General features: G+C 51.2%; 18 protein-coding genes. 10 read left to right on the top strand and 8 right to left on the bottom strand.

The genetic code is table 11. The features are described from left to right. The first annotated feature begins 15 nt into the window (after positions 1-15). The gene (locus HK25_RS08985) at positions 16-744 is read left to right on the top strand and encodes a MarC family protein (RefSeq protein WP_086554469.1); all 729 of its coding nucleotides are present in this window, start codon (positions 16-18) and stop codon (positions 742-744) included. Positions 745-753: 9 nt separating this feature from the next. On the opposite strand, the gene HK25_RS08980 is transcribed toward HK25_RS08985, so the two are convergent. The 3 genes from HK25_RS08980 to tsaD all read right to left on the bottom strand — a co-directional run bounded on the left by HK25_RS08980 (position 754) and on the right by tsaD (position 3,482). Beyond that, positions 754-1,575, bottom strand: coding sequence for a 23S rRNA (adenine(2030)-N(6))-methyltransferase RlmJ (locus tag HK25_RS08980; RefSeq protein WP_086635986.1), 822 nt, complete (start codon positions 1,573-1,575; stop codon positions 754-756). A gap of 626 nt (positions 1,576-2,201) precedes the next feature. Continuing rightward, positions 2,202-2,375, bottom strand: a complete 174-nt coding sequence (locus tag HK25_RS12970) for a hypothetical protein (protein WP_158092940.1) — start codon at positions 2,373-2,375, stop codon at positions 2,202-2,204. Positions 2,376-2,381: 6 nt separating this feature from the next. After that, the gene (gene tsaD / locus HK25_RS08970) at positions 2,382-3,482 is read right to left on the bottom strand and encodes a tRNA (adenosine(37)-N6)-threonylcarbamoyltransferase complex transferase subunit TsaD (RefSeq protein WP_086554466.1); all 1,101 of its coding nucleotides are present in this window, start codon (positions 3,480-3,482) and stop codon (positions 2,382-2,384) included. Between the two features lie 279 nt (positions 3,483-3,761). Between tsaD and hemC the strand changes: the two genes are divergently transcribed. Together hemC and HK25_RS08960 are read left to right on the top strand one after the other, a co-directional pair. Beyond that, positions 3,762-4,832: a hydroxymethylbilane synthase gene (gene hemC, locus HK25_RS08965; protein ID WP_086554465.1), complete on the top strand. Its 1,071-nt coding sequence runs from the start codon at positions 3,762-3,764 to the stop codon at positions 4,830-4,832. Beyond that, positions 4,829-5,548, top strand: a complete 720-nt coding sequence (locus HK25_RS08960) for a uroporphyrinogen-III synthase (protein WP_233127768.1) — start codon at positions 4,829-4,831, stop codon at positions 5,546-5,548. Before hemC ends, HK25_RS08960 begins: the two co-directional genes overlap by 4 nt. A gap of 62 nt (positions 5,549-5,610) precedes the next feature. Here the strand turns inward: HK25_RS08960 and secB are convergent, their stop codons facing one another. Beyond that, complete coding sequence (secB, locus tag HK25_RS08955) at positions 5,611-6,108, bottom strand: protein-export chaperone SecB (protein ID WP_086554464.1); 498 nt, start codon at positions 6,106-6,108, stop codon at positions 5,611-5,613. Between the two features lie 214 nt (positions 6,109-6,322). Beyond that, the gene (locus HK25_RS08950; RefSeq protein WP_086635983.1) at positions 6,323-6,838 is read right to left on the bottom strand and encodes a histidine phosphatase family protein; all 516 of its coding nucleotides are present in this window, start codon (positions 6,836-6,838) and stop codon (positions 6,323-6,325) included. Between the two features lie 158 nt (positions 6,839-6,996). Here HK25_RS08950 and HK25_RS08945 point away from each other — a divergent pair, with 158 nt between their 5' ends. The 3 genes from HK25_RS08945 (at position 6,997) to HK25_RS08935 (ending at position 10,023) form a co-directional block, all read left to right on the top strand. Continuing rightward, positions 6,997-7,677, top strand: coding sequence for a Tim44/TimA family putative adaptor protein (locus tag HK25_RS08945; protein WP_086635982.1), 681 nt, complete (start codon positions 6,997-6,999; stop codon positions 7,675-7,677). 240 nt (positions 7,678-7,917) lie between these two features. Next, on the top strand, positions 7,918-9,339 hold the full coding sequence (locus tag HK25_RS08940) for a cytochrome-c peroxidase (protein WP_086554461.1): 1,422 nt from the start codon (positions 7,918-7,920) through the stop codon (positions 9,337-9,339). 63 nt (positions 9,340-9,402) lie between these two features. Next, complete coding sequence (locus HK25_RS08935; RefSeq protein ID WP_369824741.1) at positions 9,403-10,023, top strand: Smr/MutS family protein; 621 nt, start codon at positions 9,403-9,405, stop codon at positions 10,021-10,023. On the opposite strand, the gene HK25_RS08930 is transcribed toward HK25_RS08935, so the two are convergent. Then, positions 10,000-11,145 (bottom strand): hypothetical protein, encoded by a 1,146-nt coding sequence (locus tag HK25_RS08930; RefSeq protein WP_086635981.1) that lies wholly within the window; start codon positions 11,143-11,145, stop codon positions 10,000-10,002. The two genes, HK25_RS08935 and HK25_RS08930, sit on opposite strands and share 24 nt — an antisense overlap. Before the next feature lie 108 nt (positions 11,146-11,253). Further along, the gene (gene hemF / locus HK25_RS08925) at positions 11,254-12,168 is read right to left on the bottom strand and encodes an oxygen-dependent coproporphyrinogen oxidase (RefSeq protein WP_086635980.1); all 915 of its coding nucleotides are present in this window, start codon (positions 12,166-12,168) and stop codon (positions 11,254-11,256) included. A 324-nt stretch (positions 12,169-12,492) separates the two neighbouring features. Here hemF and HK25_RS08920 point away from each other — a divergent pair, with 324 nt between their 5' ends. From HK25_RS08920 to HK25_RS08905, 4 genes are all read left to right on the top strand, one after another. After that, the gene (locus HK25_RS08920; RefSeq protein ID WP_086635979.1) at positions 12,493-13,695 is read left to right on the top strand and encodes a cytochrome b N-terminal domain-containing protein; all 1,203 of its coding nucleotides are present in this window, start codon (positions 12,493-12,495) and stop codon (positions 13,693-13,695) included. 9 nt (positions 13,696-13,704) lie between these two features. Then, positions 13,705-14,481 (top strand): cytochrome c1, encoded by a 777-nt coding sequence (locus tag HK25_RS08915; protein ID WP_233127767.1) that lies wholly within the window; start codon positions 13,705-13,707, stop codon positions 14,479-14,481. After that, positions 14,468-15,358: an S-methyl-5'-thioadenosine phosphorylase gene (locus HK25_RS08910; protein WP_086635977.1), complete on the top strand. Its 891-nt coding sequence runs from the start codon at positions 14,468-14,470 to the stop codon at positions 15,356-15,358. The genes HK25_RS08915 and HK25_RS08910 overlap by 14 nt, the downstream gene beginning before the upstream one ends. Before the next feature lie 79 nt (positions 15,359-15,437). Further along, positions 15,438-16,250: an SDR family oxidoreductase gene (locus tag HK25_RS08905; protein WP_233127766.1), complete on the top strand. Its 813-nt coding sequence runs from the start codon at positions 15,438-15,440 to the stop codon at positions 16,248-16,250. 100 nt (positions 16,251-16,350) lie between these two features. Here the strand turns inward: HK25_RS08905 and HK25_RS13505 are convergent, their stop codons facing one another. Continuing rightward, positions 16,351-16,482, bottom strand: a complete 132-nt coding sequence (locus tag HK25_RS13505) for a hypothetical protein (protein ID WP_255375970.1) — start codon at positions 16,480-16,482, stop codon at positions 16,351-16,353. Between the last annotated feature and the right edge of the window lie 28 nt (positions 16,483-16,510).

Genomic DNA, 16,510 nt, shown 5'->3' with positions numbered 1-16,510 from the left:
TCGTGAGTATTGCAGATGTCATTACCGTTTGTGGCGTCGTTTTTGCACGGGAATAGTGTGTCCACGGCGATATCAGCTTTTCTTCTGGCTTTTCCGGCCTTGTTCTCAATTGTGAACCCCTTTGGGGCGTCCTTAATCTTTGCACAGGCAACAGCTGGTCGCTCACCAGGTGAAATCAGGGCACTCAGCCGGCTGGTCGCTTTTTACTCTTTTATTATCGTGATGGTCTCGATCTGGTTTGGCGGCAAAGTGCTGGTGTTCTTTGGCGTAACAGTCAATGCACTGCGTGTGGCAGGTGGTCTGGTTGTTGCCGTACGTGCCTGGTTTTTGCTGCAGCGGCCCGAGGTGATGGAGGCTAAAAAAGAGCAGCAGGCACTGCAGGACGGTAAAACCGTTATGGCCCCCAACTGGGCAGATACCGCGTTTTTTCCGCTGGCAATGCCCTTTACCGTCGGGCCGGGTACAATTGCTGTTGCCATTGCCCTCGGGTCAGGCTGCCCGCCGGATGAGCCTTTTTTGCCCTATGAGATTGCCCTGAGTCTTGCAGCGACCTGTGTGGTGCTGATTGTCTGGGCGGTTTATGCCGGGGCTGACAAATTTGTGGGCATGCTGGGCACAACCGGGACCCGTATTGTCAGCCGGATGGCAGCCCTTGTTTTGTTGTGTATTGGCGTGCAGATTCTCGAAGCCGGTGTGCAGGGCTTTGTCACAGATATATGGCTGCACCTTAAAGCCGTTCAGTGAGGTCGCGCTTTATTGCGCGACTGACTGCACAACCTCAGCACTAAAAGCATGAAATACGGTTTTCAGGCGGGTCAGCTGCTGGCTTGCCTGCTCAGCAAAGCCATAGGGTGGTTTAATGACCATAAGCCCTGAGCCGTTAAGCTGATCAGGGTCAGTGGCGGGCTTCATCAGCAGTTCTGCGGTCAGAATATCACGCACGCCGGCATCCTGCAGGCCGGTCATAAAGTTACGCACTGGTGTACGGTGCTTAATGGGATACCAGATGGCAATAATAGCAGCGGGAAAACGTGCCTGAATGGTGCTGACAGCCTGGGCCAGACGGGCAAACTCATTCAGCTCTTCAAACGGCGGGTCAATCAGTACAAGTCCGCGCTTAATATCTTTGGGGGGCAGCAGGGCACGCAGGGCCTCGTATCCGTCGCGCTCATGCACAGCTACCGCGGGGTTGCGGGCAAAAACACCATAAAGCTTACGCTTATCATCAGGGTGCTTTTCACAGCAGATCAGCCTGTCCTGCTCGCGCAGCAGATAAGAAATGAGCAGCGGTGAACCTGGGTAGACATGCGGGTTGCGGGTTTTTTTAACCTGTTCCAGCCAGGGGGTAAGCGGGCTGTGATGCGGCTCGTCAGCCAGCAGGCCTATGCCGCTGTGCCACTCCTGGGTTTTTTCGGCTTCGGTGCTGAGCAGGTCATAACGGCCAAGACCGGCGTGAGTGTCGAGCACCATGAAAGGAGCGGGCTTGCGCAAAAAATGGCTAAGCAAAGAGACCAGAAGCGCGTGCTTCATGCAGTCAGCAAAATTTCCGGCGTGATAGGCATGTCTGTAGTTCATGCTCTGTGCATAATCGAGCTGCTGAGAATTGAAAACAGAGATTATGTGCGGGGCAGGTTTTTCATCATGTTGCGCGTGCTGCCGCCAGGCAGGGGGGATGTTTACCAGTTGCTGAGACCTTTAAATTCGTTCTCGCGAAGGCTTTCCCACATGTCATCGTATACTTGGTTGAAGTCAGATTGTAGTGTTTTTAATTCATCTTTTATTGTGAATTTATCTTCAATGATATCTATATCCTTCATATAATCAAGTCTAATTTTATATGATTCATTTAATTTATCATTAATTTCATTAATCAAAATTGATGTATTTTCTGTAAATAATCATTTTATTATATTTTCTATGTTAATGATATTATTTTTATAATTACTTGGTATTTTTATGTATTAATCTGCAAGTTTTTTTATTGGTTCTTTATATTTTATATCTCCATCATATTCGAATTCAACTGAAGATCTTTTTATTTGAATGATAATTTCTTTTTCAAGTTCAAATAATCGTAAATCATTTTGTGTTTTGTAAAAGTTTTCAATATTGCTTATTATTTCCATTCTTTTTTCAAAAATTTCTAATTTTAATTTTTGTTTTGTGATTTCTTTGTTCTCTTTGGCAATTTCTTTTTGCTGTCAGGCAATCCAGCCGGCGAAAAGTCCAACGCAGAGCGTCACGGCCCCCTGAAGAATCTCTTTCCAGGGCCGCCCATGTCTGGTGTCATCAATCAGATGGATTTTGGCAGTCTGAAGAGCCGTTGCTATGCTGTTCAGGTCAGAGTTTGCGCAATGAACAACGAGATCTGACATCCAAGTCTACTCCGCCTGCGTTTCAGTTTCAAACCGCTGTGTCATTTCCTCCAGTGGCCAGCGGGGGCGGGGGCGCGTTGTGCTGTCGTCAGGGTGGGGCAGGCCACGGCGTGCGGCCTCCTGGCAGGTTTCAAGCGCCGCCCAGCCGACCATAACGGCATTATCGGTGCAGAGTTTGAGCGGGGGAGCTGCAAAACGCAGTCCGCGGCTGGCAGCAACGTCTTCAAGGCGTGCGCGCAGCACAGTGTTGGCAGCTACACCACCGGCGCACACCAGCAATGTGGCCTCGGGCATCATATCAAAGGCCTGCTGTATGCGGTTGGCTACCACATCAGCCACAGCCTGCTGAAAAGATGCCGCGAGATCAGCCGCGAACCGGTAGGGCAGAGCTGTCTGCCCATAAGGGGCAAGTTTTTGTGACACGGCAGTTTTCAGGCCGGAAAAAGAAAAGTCACATCCCGCACGTCCGGCAAGCGGGCGTGGCAGAGCAATAGCGTCAGGGTTGCCATCACGTGCCAGTTTTTCAAGTGCAGGGCCGCCGGGCCAGCTCAGGCCAAGCATTTTAGCGACTTTGTCAAAGGCCTCACCTGCTGCATCGTCAATGGTGCCGCCCAGTTTGCGGTACTGCCCCACACCCTCAACGGCAATGCACTGGCAGTGCCCGCCCGAGACGAGGAGCAACAGGTAGGGGAATGGCGCACCACCAGGTACCAGCCCGGGCAGGCGTGCCGTCAGGGCATGGGCTTCAACATGGTTCACTGCAACGAAGGGCTTATTCAGGGCAAGTGCCAGACCTTTGGCAAAGCCCGTACCAACAATCAGCCCGCCAATAAGGCCCGGGCCGGTGCTGGCTGCAATAAAGCCGATATCCTCAGGGGCCATGGCAGCGTCTTTCAGCGTCTGGCTGACAAGGCCGGGAAGGAGTGCCAGATGCGCGCGGGCAGCAATTTCAGGCACAACTCCGCCAAAATCTGCATGGCCATCCTGCGAGATAAGACGTTGCGCAAGGCAGGTGCCGTCAGGGGCCAGAATGGCGCAGGCGGTTTCATCGCAGGAGGATTCTATGGCCAGAACCGGGCCAGCAATGCCGGTGTGCTGTATCGACATTATTCTGCGCCTTTAGTGTGAGGGCGGGTCTGTGCCCCGTTATGCCAGATGTTCATAGCAGGCTTTCTATACGACAGAAAAAAAGCTGTCAGCTGTCATTATCTGCCTTCCGCTCTCTCGTATTGTGCTGACGTGGCCTGTATAAGGCAAACGCCGGGGCATGTCGTGGGTCAGATGATGTGTGGCGGTGCGGCTGGCCGGCTGGGTTACAAATTTTTCAATCCTGCCGGGCATTATGGCTGCTTGTCTTTTCATTCTTTCTGGTAATAGACAGGACTCATGGATTCAGCCTCACCCTCCTCACCAGCCCTTTCGCCCGCTCTGCAGAAAATTGCAGCAGAAGCAGCCGCCCGCCAGAAAAAGACAACCGGACATGCTTCGCGCAGCCAGCTGCCTTTGCGGGTTGGTACACGTGGTTCGCCGCTGGCGCTGGTGCAGACGAGGGCTTTCCTTACGATGCTGACCCGGTTTTGCCCGGTTTTGCGTGATATGAACGCATTTCAGGAGCACCAGATTAACACCACCGGTGACCAGGTTCAAAACCGCCGCCTGGCAGAAATTGGCGGTAAGGGATTATTTTCTAAAGAAATTCACGAAGCTCTGTCCGACGGTCGTATCGATTTTGCTGTTCACAGCCTTAAAGATCTCGAAACGGACCTGCCGCCCGGTCTGGTGCTGGCCTGTACTCTTAAACGTGAAGATGCTCGTGATGCTCTGATCCTTGGTCCTGAGTTACGTCAGGCTGACCCGGAGGATCCTTATTCTGCTTTGCCACATGGCGCACTCGTTGGGTGTGCTTCAGTGCGTCGTCAGGCGCAGATGCTTCATGCCAGGCCGGATCTTAAATTTGGTTTGCTGCGTGGCAACGTACAGACTCGTATCGATAAGTTAGCCGGCCGCCAGTGTGATGCGACTCTGCTGGCGCTCGCAGGTCTGCGCCGCCTGGGAATGGCTGAACGTGCTGACATAGTGTTTGATCCCACAGTTATGGTGCCAGCCGCCGGGCAGGGCATTGTTGGTGTAACGGTGCGTGAGGATAATGTTGAGCTGCGCGAGCTGCTGGCTGCGATTGAAGACTATGAAGCCCGTGCAGTCTCCACCGCAGAGCGTGCTTTGCTGGCTGAGCTTGATGGTTCCTGTCGCACCCCTATTGGTGGATATGCACAGTTGATTCCTCTTGTCGCCGGTGAGGAGCCTCAGCTGCATCTGACAGGTCTTGTCGCCAGTGAGGACGGAACCTTCCTGCTTAAGCGTGATATCAGCGGGGCACCGGCAGATGCAGAGCGTCTGGGGCGGGAGCTTGGTAAAAGTCTGCGTGCCGATAGTCCCGCTTCTATTTTTGAAGAATGATGAAAGCAGGCGGGGTTATCGTTACCCGGCCTGAGCCCGGTCTGTCTGAAACGATGCGGGCTGTTGAGCAGGCCGGCTGGCGCGCTTATGCCTCACCCGCGCTGCATGTTATTCAGTATGAAACGGTATTGTCTTCCGTTGCTAATCCGGCAGGTATTATTCTTACCAGTGGTCAGGCTGTTTGCGGGGCACAAGCGATAACAGCTGACAGATGGCTGCCGGTTTATGCCGTTGGTGACCGTACAGCACAGCGCGCGCAGGCTGCAGGCTTTCATCGTGTTTACAGCGCACAGGGTAATGCTGAAGCTCTCGTAGCTGTGCTTAAAAAACAGGTCGCTCCGTCTGTCGGAACTTTGCTGTTACTGGCCGGTGACGGGCAGGGAAATGCATTGCTTGCACGCCTGCAGGCGGAGGGTTTCGATGTGGTCAGGCACGTGACATACGCCGCCCTGCCTGCAGAAAATATAGATGAAGCTGTTCAGCTGGCTCTTATAAACGAGGGGGTCAGCAATATTCTGTTTTTTTCAGCTGAGAGTGCCAGAGGATGGATCCGTGCTCTGTCTCCCGGTGCGGCATTGATGCAGGCAAGAAAAACAACGGCTCTGGTTATTTCTGAAAAAACGGCAGAGGTGCTTCTGGCTGCCGGCTGGCAGCATGTCAGGGTCGCTTTGCGGCCTGATGCACAGTCTGTTTTGTCATTACTTGAGCATAAGTAAAAGCTCAGTGTCAGAATAACCTCCGGAACACGTAGTTCCGGAGGTGGCATTCATACCACGACTCAGGCGTTGCCTGCGGTCTGTGGGAATTCTGCGCGTTTGCTCTGCCACAGAGCAACGAAGTCGATTGGCTGCAGTACGATAGGCGGGAAGCCACCATCACGTGTTACATCACTGATGATGTTGCGTGCATATGGGAAGATCAGACGAGGCACTTCAACCAGCAGAATAGGTTCTACCAGGTCATCAGGTGCATCGGTCAGGGTTACAACGGCGGCATATGTCAGATCTACAATGAAGACTGTGCGCCCGGCAGGAGCATTAGCACCTTCAGGAGCTTCTTTTGCATCAGCTTTAATTGTCAGAATAACTTCGTAAATCGCCTGGTCGTTCTGCAGGCGGTTAGCCTGAACGTCAATATTCACTGAAATGTTGGGCTGAGATCTCAGGGTTGCAAAAATTTCTGCGCCTGCAGGGACCTCGAAAGAGAGGTCTTTTGTGTACTGCAGGTTAATTGCCAGAGGTAGTGCAGGAGGTGTTACCTGTTGAGAGTCGGACATAAAAAAAGCAACTTTCTTGGTAGTTTATAATAAAAATTAAGACCACAATGAACACCCGCTCCCGCTCCTTAAGCGGAGCCGGTTCAGGCTATGTGCTTATGAGGACATGCTCCGTCTGCATCTGCAAGGGGGAGGAGCAAAGAAAAAGCCTTCAGGCCTCGTTTCCTGTATATACCGCATGAGCCCTTTCAATGTAGCTGAGAAAACGGCTGTTTTACAGAGACTGATGCTGCCAGTCGCCATTTTCAAGGCTGTCACCACTAAGTGCCAGTAAAAACCACCAGTGTGATACAACCAGTGTCTGTGATGTATCGGGTTGTGTGCGCATAAACGCTTTGAACTGGCGCACCCGGTCCTGCAGCTGGTGGTCACTCTCAGGGTGGCCAGACCACCATTTTTCATCGAGTTGACTGAAATCAAGACCGGGCCAGGCTTTTGAAAGCGTCGAGGCTGGCGAGCCTGCGTCGCATGAGTAAAGGTTGCGTTCGCGTAGCAGAGGCATAATCTCGGGCGTTATGTTCAGAGCCTGTGCCAGAGGTGCTGCGGTTTGTAACGTGCGGGTAAAGGGTGAGACCAGAATACGCGTGACAGATCCCTGCAGCTCACTGACAAGTTTAAGGGCGTGTTCTTTGCCCTGAGTGGAAAGAGAGGGGTCGGGCGTTCCGGGGTCACGGCCTGTCAGGCTGTAAAGCCGGTTGAATTCGCTTTCACAATGTCGCAAAACAATCATGGCTGTCAGATTAGAAACATAAGATGCTGCTCTGCAAGGGGCTTGTCGGAGAAAAGCGTATAGCTGATGTATGCTTTAAGATTGTGTCAATTGATCGCCCTGGTTATGCTTGCTGTATTAATCAGGTTTGTAAGTGCACAGAAACGGGCGTGTAAAAAATGAATTTTTCTTTCGATCGTTTGCCGGTCGATCTCATATTTTTTGCTCTTGTAGCGGTATTTCTGGTGTTGCGTCTGCGCAGTGTTCTGGGGCGACGCACGGGGATACAGCCTGCGCCTGTACCACCTGCTTTACGGACCGATGTAAAAAATACACCAGCCGGGCCTGCGCCTGAGCCTGTTGTGCCGCGTGTGGCTTATCAGATTCCGGCAGATAATACGCGGGTCGGCCAGTTGCTTGGTAATGTGCGTCAGTATGATAGCGAGTTCACCCCTCAGCAGTTTTTGACCGGGGCACAGGCTGTGTTTGCGCAGGTTGTTGAGGCTTATGCTACAGGTAACCGGGATGTTTTACAGCTGCGTCTGACCCCGGCGGCCTATGCGTCTTTTGATAAGGCTATTACAGCGCGTGATGCCGCTTCGGAGAAGCAGACAACCCTGATTAAAGCGATTTTCTCTATGGGTATTGAGGATGTGCGTCTGAATAACCAGGACGGCGGGACGCTGGCTTCGATAGATGTAAGGATCATTTCTGATCAGGTTAGTATGATCACAGGAGCGGACGCTTTGCCTGTTGCTGGCACAGATGCCGTAACAGAGTTTTCTGACCTCTGGACTTTTGAGCGTTTGCTTGGCTCTCCTGGCAGCACGTGGCGTCTGGCTGCAGCACGTAGCGCCTGATATTTAATAACACTTTAAATGAACCACAGGCGCTTATGGCTGTGCCTGTGGTTTTTATTGTGGTTTATGCGTAAAAAATAGTATAATGTTTAAAAGTTCAGAACATTAATGATCGTTATCTGATCGTTTTGTATGATCGTTTTTATCAATGAAAATTTCAAAAATAATCTGTTTGACGGTTTTCATGCGGTGAACGCAAATACGTCAGACAGAATGTAGTATTTTTCAGGAGTTCAGGTTTTGCGTAGAGCTATTGCAGTTTTGGTGGGTGTTGGCGTGCTGGCTTATGGCGGTACGGTCGCATATCTCACACATTTTGATCGTGAGACGGCCCCAAAGCTTTCGGCTTCTTCTCCTTCATCGAAAGACCTCGTTGCGCAGGCTGCGTTTAATGCTCTGGCCGAGGCGCGCTGTGACTATTGTCATGCAACAAATCGTAATCTGCCATTTTATTTTCATCTGCCGGTGGCAAAGCAGCTGATGAGCAAAGACCTCAGAGAGGGGCTGCGTCATTTCCGCATAGAGCCGGTTCTTGCCGCTATGCAGCAGGGCAAGCCTCCGACAGAGGAGCAGCTGTCGCGTATTGAAGAAGTTATTACGCAAAATCGTATGCCTCCAACGCTCTACCTTCTGATGCACTGGCATGCCCATCTTTCTGATGTTGAGCGTCAGTCAATTCTGCGCTGGATCGAAGATACACGGCGTAAATATTATTCTGACACAGGTGCTGTCAGTAAATTTGAAGGGCAGCCTGTGCGCCCAATTCCGGCTGCAGTTCTGACTGATCAGGCAAAGGTTGCTCTGGGTCAGCAGCTCTTTTTTGATAAAAAGCTTTCAGGTGATGGCACAATCAGCTGTGCAAGCTGCCATGATCTTAACCATGGCGGGGTTGACCATCTGGTTACAGCAACCGGCATTGGAGGGCAGAAGGGGCCAATCAATGTGCCAACGGTGTATAATGCCTATTTCAAAATTGCGCAGTTCTGGAACGGCCGTGCGCCAGACCTTGCGGCACAGGCCGCCGGTCCGGTTATGAATCCGCTTGAGATGGGTTCACATGACTGGAAAGAAGTTGCCGCAAAGGTAATGGCTGACCCACACTACATGGATCTGTTCCATGAAGCTTATGGCCCTGATGCAGAAGTCGATGAGAATACGATAACAGGGGCAATTGCTGAATTTGAAAAAACATTACTGACCCCCGATAGTCCTTTTGATGCTTACCTTAAGGGCAATGAGTCAGCCATTAGCGAGCAGGCCCGGCGTGGGTATGCTAAGTTTAAGTCTGTTGGCTGTTCCGGCTGTCATAACGGAGTTGCACTTGGTGGTGGTGCCTATGAGATTATGGGTCTTGAAGGGGATTACTTTAAAGATCGCGGCGGCCCGATGACTGATGCTGATCTGGGGCGTTATACTGTAACGCATAAGGAAGAGGACCGGTCGCGTTTCGTTGTGCCAACACTGAGGAACATTGATCAGACGGCGCCATATTTCCATGATGGCAGTGTGAAGACCCTTGAGGAAGCTGTTCGTCAGATGGCACGCTATCAGACACCAGATACTCACATCTCAGATCAGGATGTGGCTGATATCGTTGCCTTTCTCAAAACGCTGACAGGGCGTTATCAGGGCAAGTCACTGGCCGGGATGGGCCATAACTGATAAAGCATGAGGTCTCCCGCACAGTCGCGTCAGTGCGGGAGCAGGTAAGGGAGAAAACAGGTTGTGGCGAGGTGGCGGCAGTTAGCTGAAGAAGAAAAAGTGTTATGGGGCCGCGTGATGAGCGACGTTGTGCCTTTGCGTAACGCTGCTGATGATGCTGTTAAGGACTGTACTGCCACGCAGATTTCAGAGCCTGAAAAGAAACCCGCCCGCCAGAGTAAAAGCCACGCCGGGGCACCTTATTTTCCATCTGAGGTGCTTTCGCGCGACCATACTTTCCCGGCTTTTTTTGCGCCTGTTTCTCCTGCCTCGGCACAGGTGCAGCGGCAGATACACCCGGCTGATAAAATCGGGCGTCGGAGTCCTGGTATAGATGATCAGAGCTGGCGCAACTTTGAGCAGGGTAAGACACGCGTTCAGCGTCGCCTTGATCTGCACGGTCTGGTTGCGCAGGAGGCTTATCATCGCCTGCTTGAGTTTATGGATGTTTCTTATCGCCAGGGCCTGCGCTGTGTAGAAATTATTACCGGGCTTGGTTCAGGTGGAGAAGGCGGCATCCTGCGGCGTGAGCTGCCATTCTGGCTTGACCGCCCTGAGCTGCGGGCCCGTATGCTTGGTGTGGTGTATCCCCATGCAGCAAACCGGGGAGCCGTAAAAATATTACTGCGTCGTCGTCGTGTTTAGTGCAGGTTTGTTACTCGCCTGAGCATCGCGCCAGCGTGGTATATTGAGTGCCAGCCAGCGTCGCAGAGTTATGGTTGTTAAAGTGTCGGCTTTTGTCGCAGCATAAAGTGCCATACAGTCAGCACCTGTTTTAATGACTTCATTTTCTGCTCTGGCGTGATTTCTGATGTCAGGTAAGGCCGCCAGTTCCTGACAGGCCTGTCGCCAGTGTGCGACTGTTTCCGGTGCAGACAGAAAAGGCATCATTAAACCGGCGCATAACGTACTTGCCGTTGTTGCTGTGCTCCAGACTTTATAAAGCGGGCTGGTAAAGGCGCGCGGACGTTCCTGTATGCAGATGCTGCCGAAAACAGGCGGCAGCTCGGTGGCAGGCAGAATATTTTTATAAAGACAATTTGTAAAAAGAGGCCTGAAGCCTTTTTCTTTCAGGCTGGCGATACGGTCAGCATAAGCAGAATCAACGGGTAACTGAATGATATCAACTGCGCCTGACAGCAGAGCTTCAATAGCTGATTCTGGTGTGCCAAACCCTGTCAGGGGTAAAGGATGCAGCTTAAGTAGCTCAAGTGCCAGAAGGGAGGGGAGTTCTCTGCCGGTATATCCTGAAACTGCAACACGCAAAGGGTGCTCTTTCAGTATGGCAGAGAAAGAGCGGTGCAGAGAGATACGACCAACAGTAACGGTTGGCTGGTAGCTCAGAAAGGTCGGAATCCAGCGCTGATAATCATAGTGAACCCGCGAGTCGCCACCAAGTTCAGCAAGAATAACCGTACCCGGCACAACCAGCCCGGCAGGAGGTTGTACCTGCATCTGCTGAACTTCAAACAGGTTGGCTGCGGTAATGCCGTCCCACCCCAGAGTGTTTTTGAGTTTGAAAGCAGGTAAGCGAAGTCTCTCAGCCAGGGAGGGTGCAAGAAGATCAGCCCATTGCCCGCATATGCTATCTGCCATGCCTGCGACAACAAGGCATTGTGCTCCGGTGGTTGCAGCATAGGCTGTGTGCCTTTTCTCCGGCAGCAGAGCGTTAACAGATGCAGCACAGAGACCGGCCGAGGTATTTTTCAGCAAACGTCGACGTGAAAAAGTCCGGGGTGCATTATGCTGCGTAGTGTTACACGGCACGAGGGCAATTCTCCTTTATCAGGGGTGAACGTCAATTCTGCCTGAGATGTACTCTTATAAAGTTTTTTTTAAATGAAAGAGCATAATTTTTCTGAACGTTTTTTAGGGTTATGGCCATTTCACTTCTGGTGGCATGCTCATCAGAATTGCTTCGGTGTGGCCGCCTGTTTTCAGGCCAAATAATGTGCCGCGGTCATGCAAAAGGTTAAATTCGACATAGCGCCCGCGGCGAATGAGCTGTGCCTCGCGTTGTTCTTCACTCCATGGGAGTGTCATGCGTTGCTGCACGATGGCCGGATAACTCTCAAGGAAGGCAAGGCCAACGTCTTTTGTAAAAGCGAAGTCTGCCGCGACATCACCACTGTTGAGACGGTCATAGAAAATACCTCCAAGACCTCTGGGCTCATCGCGGTGAGGCAGGAAGAAATATTCATCACACCATTTTTTAAAGCGGGGATAATAACCGGGGTCGTGTTTCTCACAGGCATTTTTCAGGGCGTTGTGAAAAAGTTCAGCATCATGAGCGGCCTCATCAGAGGCAGGGAACATCGGAGTGATATCGCCACCACCGCCAAACCAGCCCTGTGTGGTAATAATCATACGGGTGTTAAAGTGTACAGCCGGCACCAGCGGGCTGCACATATGAGCAACCAGACTTATGCCGGTAGCAAAAAAGCGGGGGTCTTCTGCTGCCCCGGGAATAGTCTGAGCGAAAGCCGGGGTAAATGTTCCCTCAACTGTTGAAACATTCACGCCTACTTTTTCAAACACACGCCCTGACATCAGGCTCATAGTGCCACCGCCGCCGGGCGAGCCATCTTCATTCTGACGTTGCCAGGTTTTTCTTTTAAACTGCCCGGCTGCTGTACGTTCCCTGAGCACAGGTGTTTTGCGTTCACAGCTCTCCTGTTCGATCTGCTCAAAGGCTGTACAGATTTTATCGCGGAGGGATTCAAACCACAGTCGGGCTTCCGTTTTGAGGGCAATATGCCCGGAGGCTGAATGTTGTGTGTCTGAGGTCATGCCGGTGTTCTTTTGCTCTTTTGAGTGCAGAGATGAGAAGCTTCCCGCTAAGGGTTATGTTTGTTTCATCGCGGTCTGTCATCATTTTGTAAAGATTTGTTTTTCTTTTCGTTTTTTGTATCGCTATTTTTGAAAATATTTTTATGTCTCATTTCTGGCAGAGTTTATCGTCATATCCGCTTTTATGTCAGGCTGATTTCTGAGCAGGACGGCAGGTATTTCAGGCCTGATGAAGTAAAGGTCTGACGCAACAGGGCAAGACATGATATCTGTTTGCGGCATTAATAAGGGCTGAAAAGCCCGACCACTCTGGCAGAGAAGAAAATGTCCGGCGAACAATCTGCGCAGTCTTCAGAGAATACAGAGCGCAAAGACGCGCATAGTCTGTCTGGTTTTATCAGAAATTATATGAGTTTTCCTGTGCCAGGTGACCTTAACCTGCTCTGGACTCTTGGTGCTGTGCTGCTGATGGTGCTGGCACTGATGATAGCAAGCGGTTTATTGCTGGCAACGTCTTACACGCCTGATGCGTCTCTGGCATTTAGTTCGGTTGAAGCCCTTGAGCGCCGGGGTGCAGCAGGCTGGCTGCTCAGGGCTATTCATACCACCGGAGCCAGCTTTTTTATGGCAGCTCTCTATATCCATATGTTTCGGGGGTTGTGTTATCGCTCTTATGCCGCACCACGCCGGGCGATATGGCATAGTGGTGTGACGTTGTTGCTCATGGCGATGATGACAGCTTTTGCTGGTTATGTGCTGCCATGGGGGCAGATGTCCTACTGGGGTGCCGACATCGCAGGTAAGGCCGCAGGGGCGGTTCCTGGTGTCGGGCCATTGCTTGAATCGATTTTTCTGGGAGGGGATAGCCCCGGTTCTCCTACATTGCGCCGTATGTTTGTGTTGCATTTTACTATCGCATTCAGCATTGCCGGTCTTGTGGCTTTGCATATCGCTATTGTGCACTTTAAGGGCAGTAGCAGCCCGTCAGGCAGCAAAGGGCAGGGCCGTGAGCGTATGCTGTCTTTTCACCCCTATTTCACTGTGAAAGACGTATTAAGTATCCTTGTCTGCGCACTGGCTTTTGTAGCTGTAATGTGCTTCTGGCCTGGTCTGGTGACAGAGCCAGAGAATTATCGCCCTGCTAACCCGCTGCACACTCCTGCCAGCATTGAGCCTGAATGGTATTTCCTGCCATTTTACGGGATGTTGCAGGCTATTCCTTCAAAATTTGGCGGCCTTGTGCTCTCAGCAGGGGCTGTACTGATTTTGTTTTTTGTTCCGTCCCTGGACGATGCGCCTGTTGACGGAAGGCCGTGGGGGCGCATGCATGTTCAGTCGCGCATTGCCCTGTGTATGCTTATTGCATGTTTTGTTGTGTCTGGCCTTGCCGGTAAGCACCATGTGCAGGGTGACTGGTTGCTGGTCGAGCGTATCGCTATGGCCGGGTATTATGGTTATTTTCTCATTTTTCTGCCTCTGGCAGCTCGTTCTCAGAAAGCTGATCTGCCTGATGAAGTGGAAGACTGAGCGATGTTTGTGAAAAAATATCTCGTTATCGCATCCGTGTTCTTTGCAGCCGTACAGGGTGCAGGCTGTGTAAAGAGTGCTGACGCACAGTCCTCTTTACTGCCTCAGAAAGCCCCGCCTCAGCACTGGTCGTTTGAGGGGCCTGTCGGGCATTTCGATCTCAGCGCTGTACAGAGAGGCTACGCAGTTTTTGCAAAAGTATGTTCAGCCTGTCACAGCCTTAAACAGGTTCACTTTTCCGACCTGAGTCAGATGGGTCTGACACCTGAGCAGACAATTGCTTTAGCTGAATCCTGGCAGATCGCTGCGGGTCATGATGAAGCAGGACATTTTAAGTTTCGTAAAGGGTTGCCCGACGATTTTCTGCCTTCACCGTATAGTAGCCCTGCTGCGGCCCGTGCAGCGAACGGAGGGGCTGTTCCTCCTGATCTGTCACGTATAGGTCTGATTCATCCCGGCGGGGCAGATCGTATTTATGCTATGCTGACAAGCTATGGTGAGCCTGTTGGGGGGGAGAAAGCGCCGCGATACGCTAACCCTTATATGATAGGGCATATTACGGCTATGCCACCGCCACTTCATGACAATGCTGTCTCATTCACGGACGGTCATCCTGCTACTGTACAGCAGCAGGCGCATGATGTGACGACCTTTCTGGAGTGGGTTTCTGAGCCGCATCGTGACAGTAAACGCCGGCTGGGTGTTGGCGTTGTGCTCTATCTGTGTTTTCTCATCATTATATTTGTTATCCTGAAGCGGAGAATCTGGTCTCATGTCAGAAAATAAGAGTGTAGAGCCTGTTATTGGTCTTATCGGTGGTTCAGGCCTCTATGATATTGATGGTCTTGAGAACAAAGAGTGGCGTACAGTGGAGACGCCATGGGGAGCACCATCTGACCAGCTGCTGTTCGGGCGTTTCGACGGCGTGAAATGTGTATTTTTGCCCCGTCACGGGCGTGGGCATCCTATCCCGCCTTCACGTCTCAACTACCGGGCAAATATCTCTGCGATGAAAATGTCCGGGGTCACAGACATTGTTTCTCTGTCGGCTGTTGGCTCCCTGAAGGAGGAGCTGCCTCCTGGTCATTTTGTTATTGTTGATCAGTTTATTGACCGTACGATCTGGCGTGAAAAAAGCTTCTTTGACACAGGATGTGTTGCTCATATCTCTATGGCAGACCCGCTTTGCCCTCGTATAGGCAGTGTGCTCGAAACCCAGGCCAGAGCGCTGGACCTGAATGTTGTGCGTGGCGGTACTTACCTGGTGATGGAAGGCCCGCAGTTTTCGACACGTGCGGAAAGTGAACTTTATCGTTCATGGGGGTGTTCTGTCATTGGTATGACCAATATGCCGGAAGCGTCTTTAGCGCGTGAAGCTGAAATGTGCTACGCGACGGTTGCCATGGTTACAGATTATGACTGCTGGCATGAAGAGCATGATAATGTGACGGTAGATAGCGTTATCAAAATTATGCAAAAAAACTCTGCAAATGCGAAGGCACTGGTTAAAGCCGTTATTCCTGCGCTTGGTCAGCGGCGTGACCTGTGTTTTGCCGGGTGTGACCGTGCACTTGAGCACGCACTGATTACAGCACCTGAAGCGCGTGACCCTGCTTTACTGGCCAGGCTGAAAACGATTGCAGGTCGTGTCCTTACAGTATGATAATAAATTGTTACCATACGTGACAAAGAGATAGAGAGCGTTCATATAGGAGCAAGGAACAACTCTGGCTTTGCTCTCTATGTCTTTTATGAAGTTACCTTCTGATATTAATCGCCCTGTTGCTTTGTTAACCGGAGCAACAGGTGGGATTGGTGTCCACCTTGTGCAGCGTCTTGTCAGTCAGGGGTATCACATTCTGGCGGTCAACCGTGCCGGTGATTTTCAGCCGCAGGATCACGTTACGCCAGTTGCCTGCGATATTGCACAGAATCAGCAGATAGAAGCACTGACTGATGATTTGCGTCAGGCTGGTGTTACGCTTGCCGCATTAATTCACTGTGCAGGCGTTATTAATCCTCAGAGAGCAGGAGATTACGATATCGAAAGCGCCTCCTGGCAGCTGCGGGTTAATCTCGAAGCCCCGGTTTTTTTAACAACTTTGTTGTTGCCGCTTATGCCAGCAGCCGGGCACATCATCTTTATTAACTCTATGGCAGCTCTTGTGCCTCTGGCGGGGAGCAGCATTTATACTGCCAGTAAATTTGGTTTACGTGGATATGCTCTGGCTCTGGCTCAGGATGTGCAGCCACTCGGTTTGCGTGTATCCTCAGTGTTTCCTGGTGCCGTTGATACACCGATGCTGCAAAAAGAAATTGATAGTGGCGGTTCTCCTTTAAATTTTGTAACGGCGCCCTCGTCACCGGATGAAATAGCCTGCATTGTTCAGCGCCTTCTTTTGCGTCCGAAAGCAGAGATTTTTTGTCCGAGTTCAGACGGCGTGCTGGCGCAGCTTATGTTAATTATGCCGCGTGTCTGGCGAATGATTCTTCCGGTCCTTATGAAAAAAGGACTGAAAGGAAAAAAGAAATACCTGGCGCGCGGAAAAGTTTAGATAAAAATTACTATAATATAATACCGGTTTACTTTTAAAATACAGAGCCCATCTCCTGAAGCCCGGCATCGCCAGGCTTCAGGTCAGACTGATCTGACGATCAATGTGCCGTTGTTGTGTGAGCAACGACATGCTGTACCGGTGCTGCTTTAACAGCTGGAACAGAGCAGGTCGTCAGGTTTGGGTAAGCAAAAAGAACAACAGCAAGTTTAGCTAAGGTAGATTTTTTCATGATTTGATTCCTTTTTAGAAAACAGTTT

This window comes from Acetobacter sp. DsW_059 (assembly GCF_002153695.1).
Taxonomy (GTDB): Bacteria; Pseudomonadota; Alphaproteobacteria; order Acetobacterales; family Acetobacteraceae; genus Acetobacter; species Acetobacter thailandicus.
This window is presented reverse-complemented; position numbering and strand designations above follow the sequence as displayed.